This is a genomic window from Kitasatospora sp. NPDC004272 (assembly GCF_053603035.1).
In genome coordinates this window covers 39105-52365 of sequence record NZ_JBSGET010000008.1, presented here as the reverse complement: position 1 = coordinate 52365, position 13261 = coordinate 39105, and the positions used below count along the sequence as shown (strand labels likewise).

General features: G+C 73.5%; 13 protein-coding genes. 5 read left to right on the top strand and 8 right to left on the bottom strand.

All coding sequences use genetic code 11. The features are described from left to right. Positions 1-34: 34 nt before the first annotated feature. The 6 genes from ACWEO5_RS04755 to ACWEO5_RS04730 all read right to left on the bottom strand — a co-directional run bounded on the left by ACWEO5_RS04755 (position 35) and on the right by ACWEO5_RS04730 (position 4856). On the bottom strand, positions 35-661 hold the full coding sequence (locus tag ACWEO5_RS04755; protein ID WP_452160187.1) for a GNAT family N-acetyltransferase: 627 nt from the start codon (positions 659-661) through the stop codon (positions 35-37). Beyond that, entirely contained in the window at positions 658-1149 is a 492-nt protein-coding gene (locus ACWEO5_RS04750; RefSeq protein ID WP_452160127.1) for a MogA/MoaB family molybdenum cofactor biosynthesis protein, read from the bottom strand. The genes ACWEO5_RS04755 and ACWEO5_RS04750 overlap by 4 nt, the downstream gene beginning before the upstream one ends. Further along, the gene (moaC, locus tag ACWEO5_RS04745; protein ID WP_344554180.1) at positions 1146-1583 is read right to left on the bottom strand and encodes a cyclic pyranopterin monophosphate synthase MoaC; all 438 of its coding nucleotides are present in this window, start codon (positions 1581-1583) and stop codon (positions 1146-1148) included. Before moaC ends, ACWEO5_RS04750 begins: the two co-directional genes overlap by 4 nt. 116 nt (positions 1584-1699) lie before the next feature. Then, a complete protein-coding gene (glp, locus tag ACWEO5_RS04740; RefSeq protein WP_452160125.1) occupies positions 1700-3013 on the bottom strand; it encodes a molybdotransferase-like divisome protein Glp in 1314 nt (437 codons plus the stop codon). A gap of 25 nt (positions 3014-3038) precedes the next feature. Further along, a complete protein-coding gene (galU, locus tag ACWEO5_RS04735) occupies positions 3039-3959 on the bottom strand; it encodes a UTP--glucose-1-phosphate uridylyltransferase GalU (RefSeq protein ID WP_452160123.1) in 921 nt (306 codons plus the stop codon). A gap of 57 nt (positions 3960-4016) precedes the next feature. Next, the gene (locus ACWEO5_RS04730) at positions 4017-4856 is read right to left on the bottom strand and encodes a GGDEF domain-containing protein (RefSeq protein WP_452160121.1); all 840 of its coding nucleotides are present in this window, start codon (positions 4854-4856) and stop codon (positions 4017-4019) included. Positions 4857-4919: 63 nt separating this feature from the next. Between ACWEO5_RS04730 and ACWEO5_RS04725 the strand changes: the two genes are divergently transcribed. Next, the gene (locus ACWEO5_RS04725) at positions 4920-5507 is read left to right on the top strand and encodes a 5-formyltetrahydrofolate cyclo-ligase (protein WP_452160119.1); all 588 of its coding nucleotides are present in this window, start codon (positions 4920-4922) and stop codon (positions 5505-5507) included. A 125-nt stretch (positions 5508-5632) separates the two neighbouring features. Here the strand turns inward: ACWEO5_RS04725 and ACWEO5_RS04720 are convergent, their stop codons facing one another. Then, positions 5633-8374, bottom strand: coding sequence for a penicillin acylase family protein (locus tag ACWEO5_RS04720; protein WP_452160117.1), 2742 nt, complete (start codon positions 8372-8374; stop codon positions 5633-5635). A gap of 216 nt (positions 8375-8590) precedes the next feature. Here ACWEO5_RS04720 and ACWEO5_RS04715 point away from each other — a divergent pair, with 216 nt between their 5' ends. From ACWEO5_RS04715 to mscL, 4 genes are all read left to right on the top strand, one after another. Next, entirely contained in the window at positions 8591-10126 is a 1536-nt protein-coding gene (locus ACWEO5_RS04715; RefSeq protein WP_452160115.1) for a potassium/proton antiporter, read from the top strand. Positions 10127-10307: 181 nt separating this feature from the next. After that, the gene (locus ACWEO5_RS04710) at positions 10308-11606 is read left to right on the top strand and encodes an MFS transporter (RefSeq protein WP_452160113.1); all 1299 of its coding nucleotides are present in this window, start codon (positions 10308-10310) and stop codon (positions 11604-11606) included. A gap of 94 nt (positions 11607-11700) precedes the next feature. Next, on the top strand, positions 11701-12009 hold the full coding sequence (locus ACWEO5_RS04705; protein ID WP_452160111.1) for an FmdB family zinc ribbon protein: 309 nt from the start codon (positions 11701-11703) through the stop codon (positions 12007-12009). A gap of 614 nt (positions 12010-12623) precedes the next feature. Then, the gene (gene mscL / locus ACWEO5_RS04700) at positions 12624-13040 is read left to right on the top strand and encodes a large conductance mechanosensitive channel protein MscL (RefSeq protein WP_452160109.1); all 417 of its coding nucleotides are present in this window, start codon (positions 12624-12626) and stop codon (positions 13038-13040) included. A gap of 14 nt (positions 13041-13054) precedes the next feature. Here the strand turns inward: mscL and ACWEO5_RS04695 are convergent, their stop codons facing one another. Beyond that, entirely contained in the window at positions 13055-13261 is a 207-nt protein-coding gene (locus ACWEO5_RS04695; protein WP_344554100.1) for a hypothetical protein, read from the bottom strand.

Here is a 13261-nt window from a genome sequence, read left to right as displayed (position 1 = left end):
GATGCCATATCGATATCTACATTCGAACACACATTCAATTCTCTTGCGGCGGTCGGTTCCTGAGTTCCTGCCAGCGCCGCAGCAGCCCGTCGGTGGCCTCCTCGGCGGTCAGCGCGTACACCAGGTGGTCGCGCCAGTCGCCGTCGATGTGCAGGTAGCGGGGTCGCATCCCCTCCGCGCGGAAGCCGAGCTTCTCCACCACCCGGCGGCTGGGCCGGTTCTCGGGGCGGATGCACACCTCGATCCGGTGCAGGCCCAGGTCCCGGAAGCAGTGGTCGACGGCGAGCGCCACGGCGGTGGGCATGATGCCGCGGCCGGCCACCGCCTCGTCCACCCAGTAGCCGACGTTGGCGGAGCACATCGAGCCCCAGGTGATCCCGCCGACCGTCAACTGGCCCACCAGGCGGCCCCGGTGGAGCACCACGAAGGGCAGCATCCGGCCCGCGCCGGCCTCGGCCCGCAGGTAGCGGACCATCTGCCGGTAGGTGGGCCGGGGCAGCGGGGCCCGGCCGGCCGGGGCGGGCGGGACGGTGGCCTCCCAACGGCGCAGCCAGTCCCGGTTGCGGCGGCTGACCTCCTGCCACTCGGCCTGGTCGCGGCGGCGGATCGGCCGCAGCACCACGTCCCCCTCGGCCAGTTCGACCGGCCAGCCCGCGTTCAGTGCGCACCGCCCGCGGGTCGCGGGTGGTCGCCGCCGGCCAACTGGTCGACGGCGTGCGGCAGCAGCGGGGCGAGCACGGCCAGGCCGTCGCGGACGCCGCCGGTGGAGCCGGGCAGGTTGACGACCAGGGTGCGTCCGGCCAGGCCGGCCAGGCCGCGGGAGAGGGCGGCGGTGGGGACGGCGGCCCGGCCGTGGGCGCGGATCGCCTCGGGGATGCCGGGGACCTGCCGGTCGATCACCCGGGCGGTCATCTCGGGCGTGAGGTCCTGCGGGGAGATGCCGGTGCCGCCGGTGGTGAGCACCACGTCGTACCCGGCGGCGACGGCCGCGCGCAGCGCCGCCTCGACCGGTTCGCCGTCCGGGACGACCTGCGGACCGTCGGTCTCGAAGCCCATCGCGCGCAGTCCGGCGACCAGCAGCGGGCCGCCCCGGTCCTCGTACACGCCGGCCGCGGCCCGGTTGGAGACGGTGACGGCGAGCGCCCTCACTTGGCCTCCTCCCGGTGCCAGTCGCCGCTCTTGCCGCCGGTCTTGCTGAGCACCCGGACGTCCTCGATCGCGGCGGCCTTGTCGACGGCCTTGACCATGTCGATGACGGTGAGCGCGGCGGTGGCGACGGCGGTCAGCGCCTCCATCTCGACGCCGGTGCGGTCGGCGGTGCGGACGGTGGCGGTGATCTCGACGGCGGTGTCGGTGACGGCCAGTTCGACGGTGGTGCCGGTGAGCGCGATGGGGTGGCAGAGCGGGATCAGCTCGGGCGTCCGCTTGGCGCCCATGATCCCGGCGATCCGGGCCACCGCGAGGGCGTCGCCCTTGGGAACGCCCTCGCCGCGCAGCAGTTCGACCACCCGGGGGGCGACCCGGACGCGGCCGGCCGCCACCGCGACCCGGGTGGTGGCGGCCTTCTCGGAGACGTCGACCATCCGGGCGGCGCCGGTGTGGTCGACGTGGGTGAGGCGGTCGCCGGGGGGTGTGTCGGTCACGAGTGGGCTCCAGTGGCACGGTGCGAATCTCGCGCTACCGTACAACCCCGCCCCGGTCAGTCCGTGAGAAGGACCACATCGACGGCGCTCCCGGCGGGCAGCGCGGTCGCGTCCTCGGGCACCGTGATCAGGCAGTCGGCCCGGGCCAGCGCACCGACCAGGTGCGATCCCTCGCCGCCGACCGGGGAGACGGTGCCGTCCGCCGGGTGGTACCGGCCGCGCAGGAACTGCCGCCGCCCGGCCGGGGAGCGCAGCGCGGCGGTGGTCGCCGCGCGCACCACCGGGCGGTGCACGTCGGGGGCGCCGAGCATGGTGCGGATCACCGGGCGGACGAACAGCTCGAAGGAGATGTACGCGCTGACCGGGTTGCCGGGCAGGGCGAGCAGCGGCACCCCGGGGGCCGCGCCGATCCGGCCGAAGCCCTGCGGCTTGCCCGGCTGCATCCGCAACCGCCGGAAGTCCACGCCGCCGTAGTCGGCGAACACCTCCTTGACCACGTCGTACGCGCCGACCGAGACGCCGCCGCTGGTGACGATCAGGTCGGCCCGGCCGAGCTGGTCCTCCAGCACGGCGCGCAGCGTGTCCGCCTCGTCGGGGACGCCGCCGACCCGGAAGGCGACGGCCCCGGCGGCGATCGCGGCGGCGGTCAGGGTGAAGGAGTTGGAGTCGTGGATCCGGCCCGGTCCGGCGGCCTCGCCGGGCTGGACGAGTTCGCTGCCGGTGGAGAGCACGACCACCCGGGGGCGTGGGGCGACCTTGACGGTGCCGCGGCCGATCGCGGCGAGCAGGCCGAGCTGGGTGGGGCCGAGCACGGTGCCGGCCTCCAGCACGGTGTCGCCCGCGGTGACGTCGCTGCCCCGGCGGCGGATGTGCCCGCCCTCGGCGACCGGGCGCAGCACCCGGACCTCCTCGTCCGCGACGGGCGCGCCCATCGCGTCGGCGGCCAGCCCGGTGCCGGTGCCGCCGTCGGTCCACTCGACCGGGGCGACGGCCTCCGCGCCGGGCGGGACGGGGGCGCCGGTCATGATCCGGGCGGCCTGGCCGGGGCCCACCCTGGGCAGTTCGGCGGCACCGGCCGCGATGTCGCCGACCACGGCGAGCACCGACGGGTACTGCCCGGTGGCGCGCACGGTGTCGGCGGTGCGCAGCGCGTAGCCGTCCATCGAGCTGTTGTCGAAGGGCGGCAGGTCGGCGCCGGCCCGCACGTCCTCGGCGAGCCGGCAGCCCTGGGCGTCCAGCAGTTGCAGTTCGATGGGCGGCAGCGGGGCGACCGCGGCGAGGACGTCGGCGAGGTGCTCGTCGACGGTCCACAGGCGCGGCGAGGCCGGGGAGCCGGCCCCTTCGCAGCAGGGGTCGTGCTTCCCGGTCATCGCCTCACGCTCCTTCGCTGGTGGGTCAGTCCTGCATCTCGGTGGCGACGAACTCCCGCAGCCAGCCGCGGAACTCGGGGCCGAGGTCGTCGCGTTCGGCGGCCAGCCGGACGATCGCCCGCAGGTAGTCGGCCCGGTCGCCGGTGTCGTAGCGGCGGCCCTTGAACAGCACGCCGTGCACCGGGCCGCCGTCGGCCTCGCCTCGGGTGGCCAGTTCGCGCAGCGCGTCGGTCAGCTGGATCTCGCCGCCGCGGCCGGGCGGGGTCTCGCGCAGCACGTCGAAGACCGCCGGGTCGAGGACGTAGCGGCCGATGACGGCGTAGTTGGAGGGTGCGTCGGCGGTGTCGGGCTTCTCCACCAGGTCGGTGACCTGGAAGACGTCCGGGCCGAAGTCGGTGGCCTTGACGGCGGCGCAGCCGTACAGGTGGATCTGCGCGGGGTCGACCTCCATCAACGCGACGACGGAGCCGCCGAGTTCCTGCTGCACCTCGATCATCCGGGACAGCAGCGGGTCGCGCGGGTCGATCAGGTCGTCGCCCAGCAGGACGGCGAACGGCTGTCCCGCGACGTGCTGTTCGGCGACCGAGACGGCGTGGCCGAGGCCCTTGGGGTCGCCCTGGCGGACGTAGTGCATGCTGGCGAGCTGCACGGACTCCTGCACCCGGCGCAGCCGCTCCTGGTCGCCCTTGCGGCTGAGCAGCTCCTCCAGCTCGTAGGCCCGGTCGAAGTGGTCCTCCAGAGCACGCTTGTTGCGTCCGGTGACCATCAGTATGTCGGACAGGCCCGCGGCGGAAGCCTCCTCCACGACGTACTGGATGGCCGGCTTGTCGACGACCGGCAGCATCTCCTTCGGCGTGGCCTTCGTGGCGGGGAGGAACCTGGTGCCGAGACCGGCGGCCGGGACGACTGCCTTGGTGACCGGCTGGCGGGCGTGCTTGTTCGTCATGCGTCGACCTTACTAAGGCGGGCGTTCCACTCGGCTGAGAGCGGAGTGAATCGATGATTAGGGCCTGTCACCGATCGGGCCCGGGCCGACGGTGGTCGCGTGCGGGGTGAGGGGGGCCCCGCCGGGGCCGGAAGACACCCTACCCGCCGACGGTGCGGCGCCCGGACCGGCCAATTCGGCCGGGAGCTGCTCGGTGGAGCGCCAGCAGTCCCCGCCGGCGGCCCGGGCGGCGGCCAGCGCCCGGTCCGCGGCCCGCAGCAGCAGGGCCGCGTGGGCGCCGTCCCGGGGCTGCACGGCCAGGCCGACGGAGGCGGTCAGGCCGCTGCGCTCGTCCGGATCGGCGCTCTCGCCGGGGTGACGGTCGGTCAGGCGGTGGCGGCGCACCGACCAGCAGAGCCGCTCGGCGACCTGCGCGGCGCCCTCCGGGCCGGTGTCCGGCAGCAGGACCAGGAAGTCCTCCCCGCCGTATCGCCCCAGCGTGTCACAGCCACGGATCTCCATCGCCAGCCGCTGGGCGAGGTCCCGGAGCATCGCGTTGGCGCGGGCCCGGCCGTGCTCGGCGACCACCGCGTCGAAGCCCGCCACCTCCACCAGCAGCACCGACAGCGGGCGGGGGTCGATCGCGGTGGCCTCGGCCCGGCGGGCGCGTTCGATCTCGCGGTCCAGGGTCAGCTGGAGGTGCCGGTAGTTCCACACCCCGGTCAGCGGGTCGCAGGAGGCGGTGCGGACCAGCTCGTCGCGTTCCTCCGTCAGTTCCGCGATCTTCGCCAGAAGTTCCGACTCCCGGGCGCCGTGCTCGGCCCGGCACCTGCGGCGGCGCAGCGCGAGGACGCCGGCGGCGGCCGGAACGGCCGCGCCGAACGCGGCCACGGCCTGGAGCAGGAACGGGGTGGACATGCGGCGGCCTCGGCGTGTCAGGCTCGTGTCAGTGCACGTGACGGAGCTGAAGGGAATCGAACGGTGACTGCGGATCGGTTGTCCAACGACAAGGCGGCGCTGAGGTCACGGCTGCTCGCCGAACGACGGGTGCTCGGTGCCCCGGAGCGCGCCGCCGCGGCCGGAGCCCTGGCCGGGCGCGCCACCGCGCTGGTGCCGCCGGGCGGCACCGTCGCCGCGTACGTCTCGGTCGGCGCGGAACCGGGCACCCGCCCGCTGCTGCGCGCCCTCGCCGGCGCGGGCGTCCGGGTGCTGCTGCCGGTGCTGCTGGCCGACAACGACCTGGACTGGGCCCCGTACGAGGACGACGCGCACCTCGCCCCCGCCGCCCTCGGCCTGCTCGAACCCACCGCCCCCCGGCTCGGCCCCGACGCCGTCCTCGGCGCGGACGTCGTCCTGCTCCCCGGCCTGGCCGTGGACCGGCACGGCGTCCGGCTCGGCCGCGGCGGCGGCTCCTACGACCGCGTCCTGGCCCGCCTCGCCCGCGAGGGCGCGCGGCCGCTGCTGGCCACCCTGCTGTACGCGAGCGAGATCCTCCCGGAGGTGCCGGCCGAACCGCACGACCTGCCGGTGCACGCGGTGGTGACCCCGGAGGGCGTGACGCGCTTCTGACCCCGGGGGCCCGGGGAACGGCGAGCCCCGGTCTGCCGGTGGTCCACTGCCGGAGCGCGCATCGGCTTCCGGTTCGGTCAAGGACCCGCAGCAGCACGGACCCGCCGTTCCCCGAGCCCCTGATCTCAGTTGGTGAGGGTCAGGGTGTTCTTGCCGGCCTTGGTGACCGCGTCCTTGGTGTAGGCCCAGGGCAGGAGTTGGCCGGAGGCCCAGAGGGAGGTCTGGTCGTTGTAGTTGGGGTGGAAGGCGTGGCCGGAGGCGCCGCCGACGTTGATCCAGCGGGAGGAGTCGAAGTCGCTGAGGTCGACGACCATCCGCATGGAGGGGATCCAGTCGACGTCGTAGCCGGCGGCGGCGTTCCAGCCGGTGGCGTCGACGGCGGCGCTGCCGCCGGAGAGCTTGTAGGGGCCGCGGTTGAGGAGCTTGTGGACCAGGCCGGAGGCGATCGAGGAGTCGTCGCTGCCGAGGGTGGGCTCCTGCAGGGTGAGCTGGTGCAGGCGGCCCCAGCTCCAGGTGGAGATGTCCTTGCTGAGGCGCGAGGTGAGGTCCTGGCGGGCGTCCTTGAGCGCTTCGGCGAGCAGGTTGTCGAGGCCGTGCTGCTGCTGGTGGTCGGAGTCGATGTAGTCCCACCAGGGCGACTTCGGGTCGGTGAGCTGCTGGCGGACGACCTCCATCCAGCGGTCGCCGCCGTCCGGCTGGGCCTGCGAGGGCTTGCGGGTGCCGCACTCGGTGACGGCCTGCGCGGCGCCGCCGAGCGCGTCGTCGGGCAGGGTGTTGTCGCGCTTCTGGCGCACCAGCAGGCAGTCGCCCTCGACCCGGAGGTCGGCGGGGAACTTCTGGCCGAAGGAGAGGGTGAGCAGGGCCCGCCAGACGCCGTTGTAGTAGGCGGCGGCCGCGGAGTCGGCGTCCTGGTGGTAGTTCCAGTCCTTGAGGAGGTCCTGGGCCTCGCGCACGTAGGGGTCGTCGATCTTGACCTTGAGCAGCAGCGGGACGAGTTCCTGGGCCATCACGCTGGTGTTGTCGAGCTGGATGGACTGCATGTCGTCCAGCGAGATCTTGCCGCCGTTCTTCAGCTTGCCCTGGATCTGGTCGGTGATCTCCTTGGCGCGGGTGCCGTACTCCCAGTCGGTGGTGAGCAGCGGCTTGTAGTTCTGGTCGACGACGGCCTGGTTGGCCGTGACGATGTAGCCCTCCGGCGGGTTGTACGCGTAGGGCAGCGACTTGAACGGCAGGTAGGCGGTCTTCCAGGCGTACGCGGACTCCCAGCCGGGGGCGGGGTAGCGGCCGTCGCCCTTGCCGCGGACCGGGACCAGGCCGGGGGCCTGGTAGCCGATGTTGCCCTTGGTGTCGGCGTACAGCAGGTTCTGCGCGGGGACGGCGAAGTCCTTGGCGGCGGCCCGGAAGGAGGCGAAGTCGGTGGCCCGGTCGAGTTCGAAGACGGCGTCCATGGTGTTGCCGGGGACGAGCGCGGTCCAGCGCAGCGCGACGCCGTAGCCGGCCGCCCGGTCGGGGGCGGCGTTGCCGGCGGGGGCGTACTGGCCGACCTTCTGGTCCTCGGAGGACTGGTCGGAGATCAGCGGCATGCCGTCCTGGGTGGTGCGGACGGTGATGGTGCGGTCGTCGCCGCCGGCCACCTTGATGGTCTCCTTGCGGACGGTGAACTTCACGTCCTTGCCGTCGAGGAGGTAGGTGTCCGGGCCGGTGACCTTCTCCAGGTACAGGTCGGTGACGTCGGCGCCGAGGTTGGTGAAGCCCCAGGCGACGTCCTTGTTGTGGCCGATGACCACGCCGGGCATGCCCGCGAAGGTGTAGCCGGCGGTGTCGTAGCTGCAGGTCGGCGAGACGGCGCGGCAGTGCAGGCCCATCTGGTACCAGATGGACGGCATGCCGGGGCCGAGGTGCGGGTCGTTGGCCAGCATCGGCTTGCCGGTGGTGGTGTTGGCGCCGGACACCACCCAGGAGTTGGAGCCGATGCCCTGCCCCTGCGGGCCGAGCAGCTGCGGCAGCGCGGACACCTTGTCGGACAGGTCGCCGACCAGGGCCTGGGTGGCGGCCCGGGCCTGGGCGCTGGCGGCCGGGGCGGCGGAGCCGGTCACCGGGGGCACCGTGGTGCCCTCGCCGGGGGTGTAGGTGCCGTCGGCGGAGAGCTTGCCGGTCTTGACGATGGTGCCGTTGCGGTCGTACGGGTACTCGGGGTAGAGCTGCTCGATCTGCTCGGTGCTGAAGTCCTGGGTGAGCAGCGAGCGGTCGATCTCCTCCTGCATGTTGCCGGACAGGCTCCAGGCCATCGCCTTGAGCCAGGCGACGGAGTCGACCGGGTCCCACTTCTCGGGCTGGTAGCCGGAGTTGACGGTGCCGAGCAGCGCGTACTCCAGCGAGGCGCCGGCGCCGCCGGGGTGCTCGTCGAGCCAGGCGTTGACGCCCTCGGTGTAGGCGGTCAGGTTGCGCTTGGTGTCCTCGGACAGGACGGTGTCCCACTCCTTCTGGGCCACCTGGCGCCAGCCCATGGTGCGCAGGAAGGTGTCGTTCTCGACCGAGGAGGAGCCGAACATCTCGGAGAGCCGGCCGGCGGTGATGTGCCGGCGGACGTCCATCTCCCAGAACCGGTCCTGGGCCTGGACGTAGCCCTGGGCCCGGAACAGGTCGGCGTCGGTGTCGGCGTACAGCTGCGGGATGCCCTTGTCGTCGCGGACCACGTCCACCGGGGCGGACATGCCGGCCACCTTGACGCTGCCGCTCACCTGCGGGAAGGAGGAGCGGACGGTGTCCACCGCCCACCAGCCGCCGCCGACCAGACCCGCGATCAGCAGCACGGCGAGCAGGATCATGATCAGACGTGCGCGCCGGAACTTCTTCGAGCGGGGCATCCGAGTCCTTGTATGAGGGAGCGTGCGACCGTGACAGGTCACCACATTAGGGCGAGCGTCCCGGCGGCCGTGCACGGGGGACACCGGCGGCGGTTCGACGCTCCGCAGGACCTTACCGGGCGGGGACGGGTGAAGGGGCTAGCGTAAAGATCAAGTAAAATGTTAGGATGGGTAACGATCCGTCAGTCACCCCCTCCCTGCCCGAGGTGCCCCTGCGTGACCGTTGACCACCTGAACACCCTGCTGCTTGAGTCCGCCGTGATCCTGCTGTTCGCCGTGGTGGCGGTGCGGATCTCCACCCGCTCGGGGCTGCCCTCGCTGCTGATCTACCTCGGCATCGGCGTCGCCCTCGGCCAGAACGGCATCGGCATAAGCTTCAACAACGCCGAACTCACCCAGGTGATGGGCTACGCCGCCCTGGTGGTCATCCTCGCCGAGGGCGGGCTCAAGACCAGCTGGCGGGCCATCAGGCCGGTGGTCCCGGCCGCCGCCGTGCTGGCCACCCTGGGCGTCGCGGTCTCGGTCTTCGTCACCGCCGCCGGCGCGCACTGGCTGGTCGGCCTGGAGTGGCGCACCGCGCTGCTGCTCGGCGCGATCGTCTCCTCCACCGACGCCGCGGCGGTCTTCTCGGTGCTGCGGATGGTGCCGCTGCCCCAGCGGCTGACCGGCCTGCTGGAGGCCGAGTCCGGCTTCAACGACGCGCCCGTGGTGATCCTGGTGGTCGCCTTCGCCGGCACCGGCGAGCTCGATCCCTGGTACGTGCTGGTCGGCACCATCGTCGTCGAGCTGGCGATCGGCGCGGCCGTCGGCTACGCGGTCGGCAGGCTCGGCGCCTACGCGGTGCGCCGGGTCGCGCTGCCCTCCTCCGGCCTGTACCCGATCGCGGTGCTGGCGCTGATCGTGCTCGCCTACGCGGGCGGCGCGCTGCTGCACGCCTCCGGCTTCCTGGCCGCGTACATCGCCTCGGTGATCCTCGGGAACTCCAAGCTGCCGCACGGCCCGGCGGTGCGCGGCTTCGCGGACGGGCTGGCCTGGATCGGGCAGATCGGCATGTTCGTGCTGCTCGGCCTGCTGGTCACGCCCGCCGGCATGGGCTCGGCGGTGGTGCCCGGGCTGGTGGCCGGCACGGTGCTGGTGTTCGTCGCCCGGCCGCTGTCGGTGCTGCTGACCATGACGCCGTTCCGGGTGCCCTGGCAGGAGCAGGCGCTGCTGTCCTGGGCCGGGCTGCGCGGCGCGGTGCCGATCGTGCTCGCCACCATCCCGCTGGTGACCGGCGCGACCGACGCCCAGCAGCTGTTCAACGTGGTCTTCGTCCTGGTCGTGGTCTTCACCCTGCTCCAGGGCCCGACCCTGCCGCTGGTCGCCAAGTGGCTGAAGATCGGCGAGGGCGACATCGGGCAGGACCTCGGCATCGAGTCCGCGCCGCTGGAGAAGCTGCACGGCCACCTGCTCTCCGTCCAGCTCGCCCCCGGCTCCCGGATGTCCGGCGTCGAGGTCTCCGAGCTGCGCCTGCCCACCGGCGCCGCCGTCACCCTGGTCGTCCGCGAGGGCTCCAGCTTCGTCCCGGACAAGATGACCGTGCTGCGCGAGGGCGACGAACTGCTGGTGGTCACCACCGACGAGGTCTCCGGGGCCGCCGAGCGCCGGCTGCGCGCCGTCGACCGCGGCGGCAAGCTCGCCGGGTGGCTGCACAACGCGGAGGCACCGCCGACCGGCACCCGGCCTTCCAACCCCAGGAAGAAGACCGGCTGAACGCTTGAACCGAAGGCGGAACGCCCTGATATACGCTTGTACATTCTGATCAACCCGGATTTTCCACATCTGCCTGATGCAGAGTCGGCGCGACGGCCCCGGTCGGCGCGCGAGAGGACGACCCTCGGCGCCCGGCCGGTCCCACCCGCGCGGCGCTACCAGGCAGCAGAGAGGACCGACCGTGGCGGCTCGCCGACCGGTCGACGACACCACCCCCCACGGCACCGGCTACGGCGCGCTGCTGCGCACCCCCCGCGCCTGGACCTTCCTGCTCCCCGCCCTGGTCGCCCGGCTCCCGTACGCCATGCTCAGCCTGGGCATCGTGCTGCTGGTGCACGACACCACCGACTCCTACGGCCTGGCCGGCGCGGTCGCCGCGGCCGCCGCCGTCTCCCAGGCCCTGGTCGGCCCGCAGACCGGCCGGCTCGCCGACCGCCACGGCCAGGCCGCCGTCCTGGTGCCCGCCGTGCTCGTGCACGCCTGCGCGGTCGCCGCGCTGATCGTGCTGGCCCGCTCCGGCGCCCCCGACTGGGCGCTGTTCCTGGCCGCCGCCCCGGCCGGCGCCTCGGTGCCGCAGGTCGGCGCGATGGTCCGGGCCCGCTGGGTGCACCGGCTGGCCGAGCGGCCCGCCCTGATGAACACCGCCTTCGCCTTCGAGTCCGTCACCGACGAGTTCACCTTCGTGATCGGCCCGATGCTGGCCACCGGCATCGCCACCCTGGTCGACCCGGCCGCCGGGCTCACCGCCGAGGCCACCCTCACCCTGCTCGGCGGCCTGGCCTTCGCCGCCCGCCGGGACACCGCGCCCGCGCCCACCGGCCCCGCCGCCCCGGGCGTCCGGCGCGCCTCCGCGCTCTCCTCCCCCGGCGTGCGCCTGCTGGCCGGGGCCTTCCTCGGCCTGGGCACCGTCTTCGGCACCCTGCAGGTCTCGATCACCGCCTTCGCCGAGGACGCCGGCTCGGGCGGGCTCAGCGGCCTGGTCTACGGCCTGTTCGCGACCGGCTCGATGGTGGCGGGCGTGCTCTACGGGCTCGTCCCGTGGCGCAGCGGCGCCCGGCAGCGGATGGTGGTCTGCTACGCGCTGCTGGTGCTCGGCTGCTCCACGCTGTGGGCGATGCCCAACCTGGTCGCGCTGACCGTGGCGGGCCTGTTCTGCGGCCTGGCCATCGCGCCCACCCTGATCACCGGCTTCACCCTGGTGGAGACCCTGGTCGCGGACGGCGCCAAGACCGAGGCGTTCACCTGGCTGACCGGCTCGATCGGCCTGGGCCTGGCGCTCGGCTCCACCGCCGCCGGGCAGTTGATCGACCGCTCCGGGCCCTCGCTCGGCTTCACCGTCGCGCTCGCCGGCTCCGGCCTCGGCCTGGTGGCGCTCGTCACGATGCGCCGCCTGCTGCTCTCCCCGGCGCCCGCGCCCCGTACCGTGGCACGGGGCGGCGTCGCCCGCGAGGAGGCGGTCGGCGCGGCCCGCCGCGGCTGAGCCGCTGGACTCCACCAGCGGAATGCCGCATCATGGACCGTCGTTAGCACTCATAGCGTGAGAGTGCCAGGGGGAGTGCAGGAGGAAGCGGAAAGTGCCCACGTACCAGTACCAGTGCACCGAGTGCGGCAATGGCCTTGAGGCGGTGCAGAAGTTCAGCGACGACGCGCTGACCACGTGCCCCGACTGCCAGGGGAAGCTGCGCAAGGTCTTCTCGGCCGTGGGCGTGGTCTTCAAGGGCTCCGGCTTCTACCGCACCGACAGCCGCTCCAGCTCCAGCAGCTCGGTGAGCGGTTCGTCCTCCTCGACCTCGACGGCGTCCTCGACCCCGTCGTCCTCGACCCCGTCGTCCTCGACCAGCGGCTCCAGCAGCTCCTCCGGCTCCGCGTCCACCGCGAGCTGACCCCCCGCCTTCCCGCGGAGCCCCCGTCCGGCCGTTGCCGGGCGGGGGCTCCGTGCCGTTCGGGGGCGGCTTCCGCCGCGCTCCGGGGCGGGTTACGCGGCTTCCTCCGGACGGCGGGCGGGGGCGGGTCACGGGTGGGGGGCCGGACGGCCCAGCGGCTCACCCCTGCGGGTGACGGGGGTTTTCCACAGGGCCGGGTTTTCCACAGGCTGGGGAAATCCGCGGCCGGGCTCCGGCGGGCGGGCGCAGGATGGCGGTCACGACCCCGTCCGGGGCCGTGGAGAACCGTCGGAAGGCCCGCTGCCGTGACCTCCTCCGTACTGCCCCCGCTGCCCGCCGCGCTCGTCCCGCCGCGCCGCGAAGTGCCCGATTTCCCGCCGATCCGCAGCACCGCGCGGGGCCGCCACCGCTTGCGCGGCGCCCTGCGCCGGCGTCCGGGCCGGTTCGCCGCGGGGTGCCTGGTGCTGGCGGCCGCGCTGCTCTGCGGCCCGCCGCGGGGGGCTCCGCCGCCGCCCGGCCGGGCCCCCGCCGGGGCGGTCGGCTGCCCGCCGGCGTCAACCCGTTGACGCCGGATTCACCCGTGACCTCAGGGGGCGGCCGCCGTTCGACGCGGCATGAAAGGCTTCAAGGAATTCCTGCTCCGCGGAAACGTGGTGGACCTGGCCGTCGCCGTCGTCATCGGCGCGGCCTTCACCACCGTCATCAACGCGTTCGTCAAGGGCGTGATCAACCCGCTGGTCGGCGTGTTCGGCACCAAGGACCTGTCCGCCTACAAGTCCTGCCTCAAGGGCCCCTGCGAGGTGGACGCCGCGGGGAACGTCACCTCGGGCGTCTTCATCCTCTGGGGCTCGGTGCTCAGCGCCGCGCTCACCTTCCTGATCACCGCGGCCGTCGTCTACTTCCTGCTGATCCTGCCGATGAACCACTACCTGCGGAAGCGCAAGACCGCGGAGGAGGAGGCCCTGGAGGCCGAGGAGATGGAGGTCCAGCTGCTCACCGAGATCCGCGACGCGCTGGTGCGCCGCGGCTGATCCCCGCTCCCCCGCTACTTCTCCCCGTGGTGCGGGGGCCGCTGGCTGCGGTACCAGTCGAGCCCCCGCTCCCCCGAGGCGTCGCCCCAACCGCGGTCGGTGTCGTCGGAGGTCTGCTGCTCGAACGGGTCCTTGAAGACCAGTCGGCGCCGGGGAGCGGGCTCGGGCCGGGGCTCGGACGCGGGTCGGGGCTCGGGCTGCTGTTCGTCCGGGGAGGTCAT

Excerpts from the sequence above, each read along its gene's own strand:
- ACWEO5_RS04730 (WP_452160121.1), bottom strand. The coding sequence starts at position 4,856 with ATGTCCACCCCGTTCCTGCTCCAGGCCGTGGCCGCGTTCGGCGCGGCC.
- glp (WP_452160125.1), bottom strand. The coding sequence starts at position 3,013 with ATGACCGGGAAGCACGACCCCTGCTGCGAAGGGGCCGGCTCCCCGGCC.
- galU (WP_452160123.1), bottom strand. The coding sequence starts at position 3,959 with ATGACGAACAAGCACGCCCGCCAGCCGGTCACCAAGGCAGTCGTCCCG.
- moaC (WP_344554180.1), bottom strand. The coding sequence starts at position 1,583 with ATGGTCGACGTCTCCGAGAAGGCCGCCACCACCCGGGTCGCGGTGGCG.
- ACWEO5_RS04695 (WP_344554100.1), bottom strand. The coding sequence starts at position 13,261 with ATGACCTCCCCGGACGAACAGCAGCCCGAGCCCCGACCCGCGTCCGAG.
- mscL (WP_452160109.1), top strand. The coding sequence starts at position 12,624 with ATGAAAGGCTTCAAGGAATTCCTGCTCCGCGGAAACGTGGTGGACCTG.
- ACWEO5_RS04720 (WP_452160117.1), bottom strand. The coding sequence starts at position 8,374 with ATGCCCCGCTCGAAGAAGTTCCGGCGCGCACGTCTGATCATGATCCTG.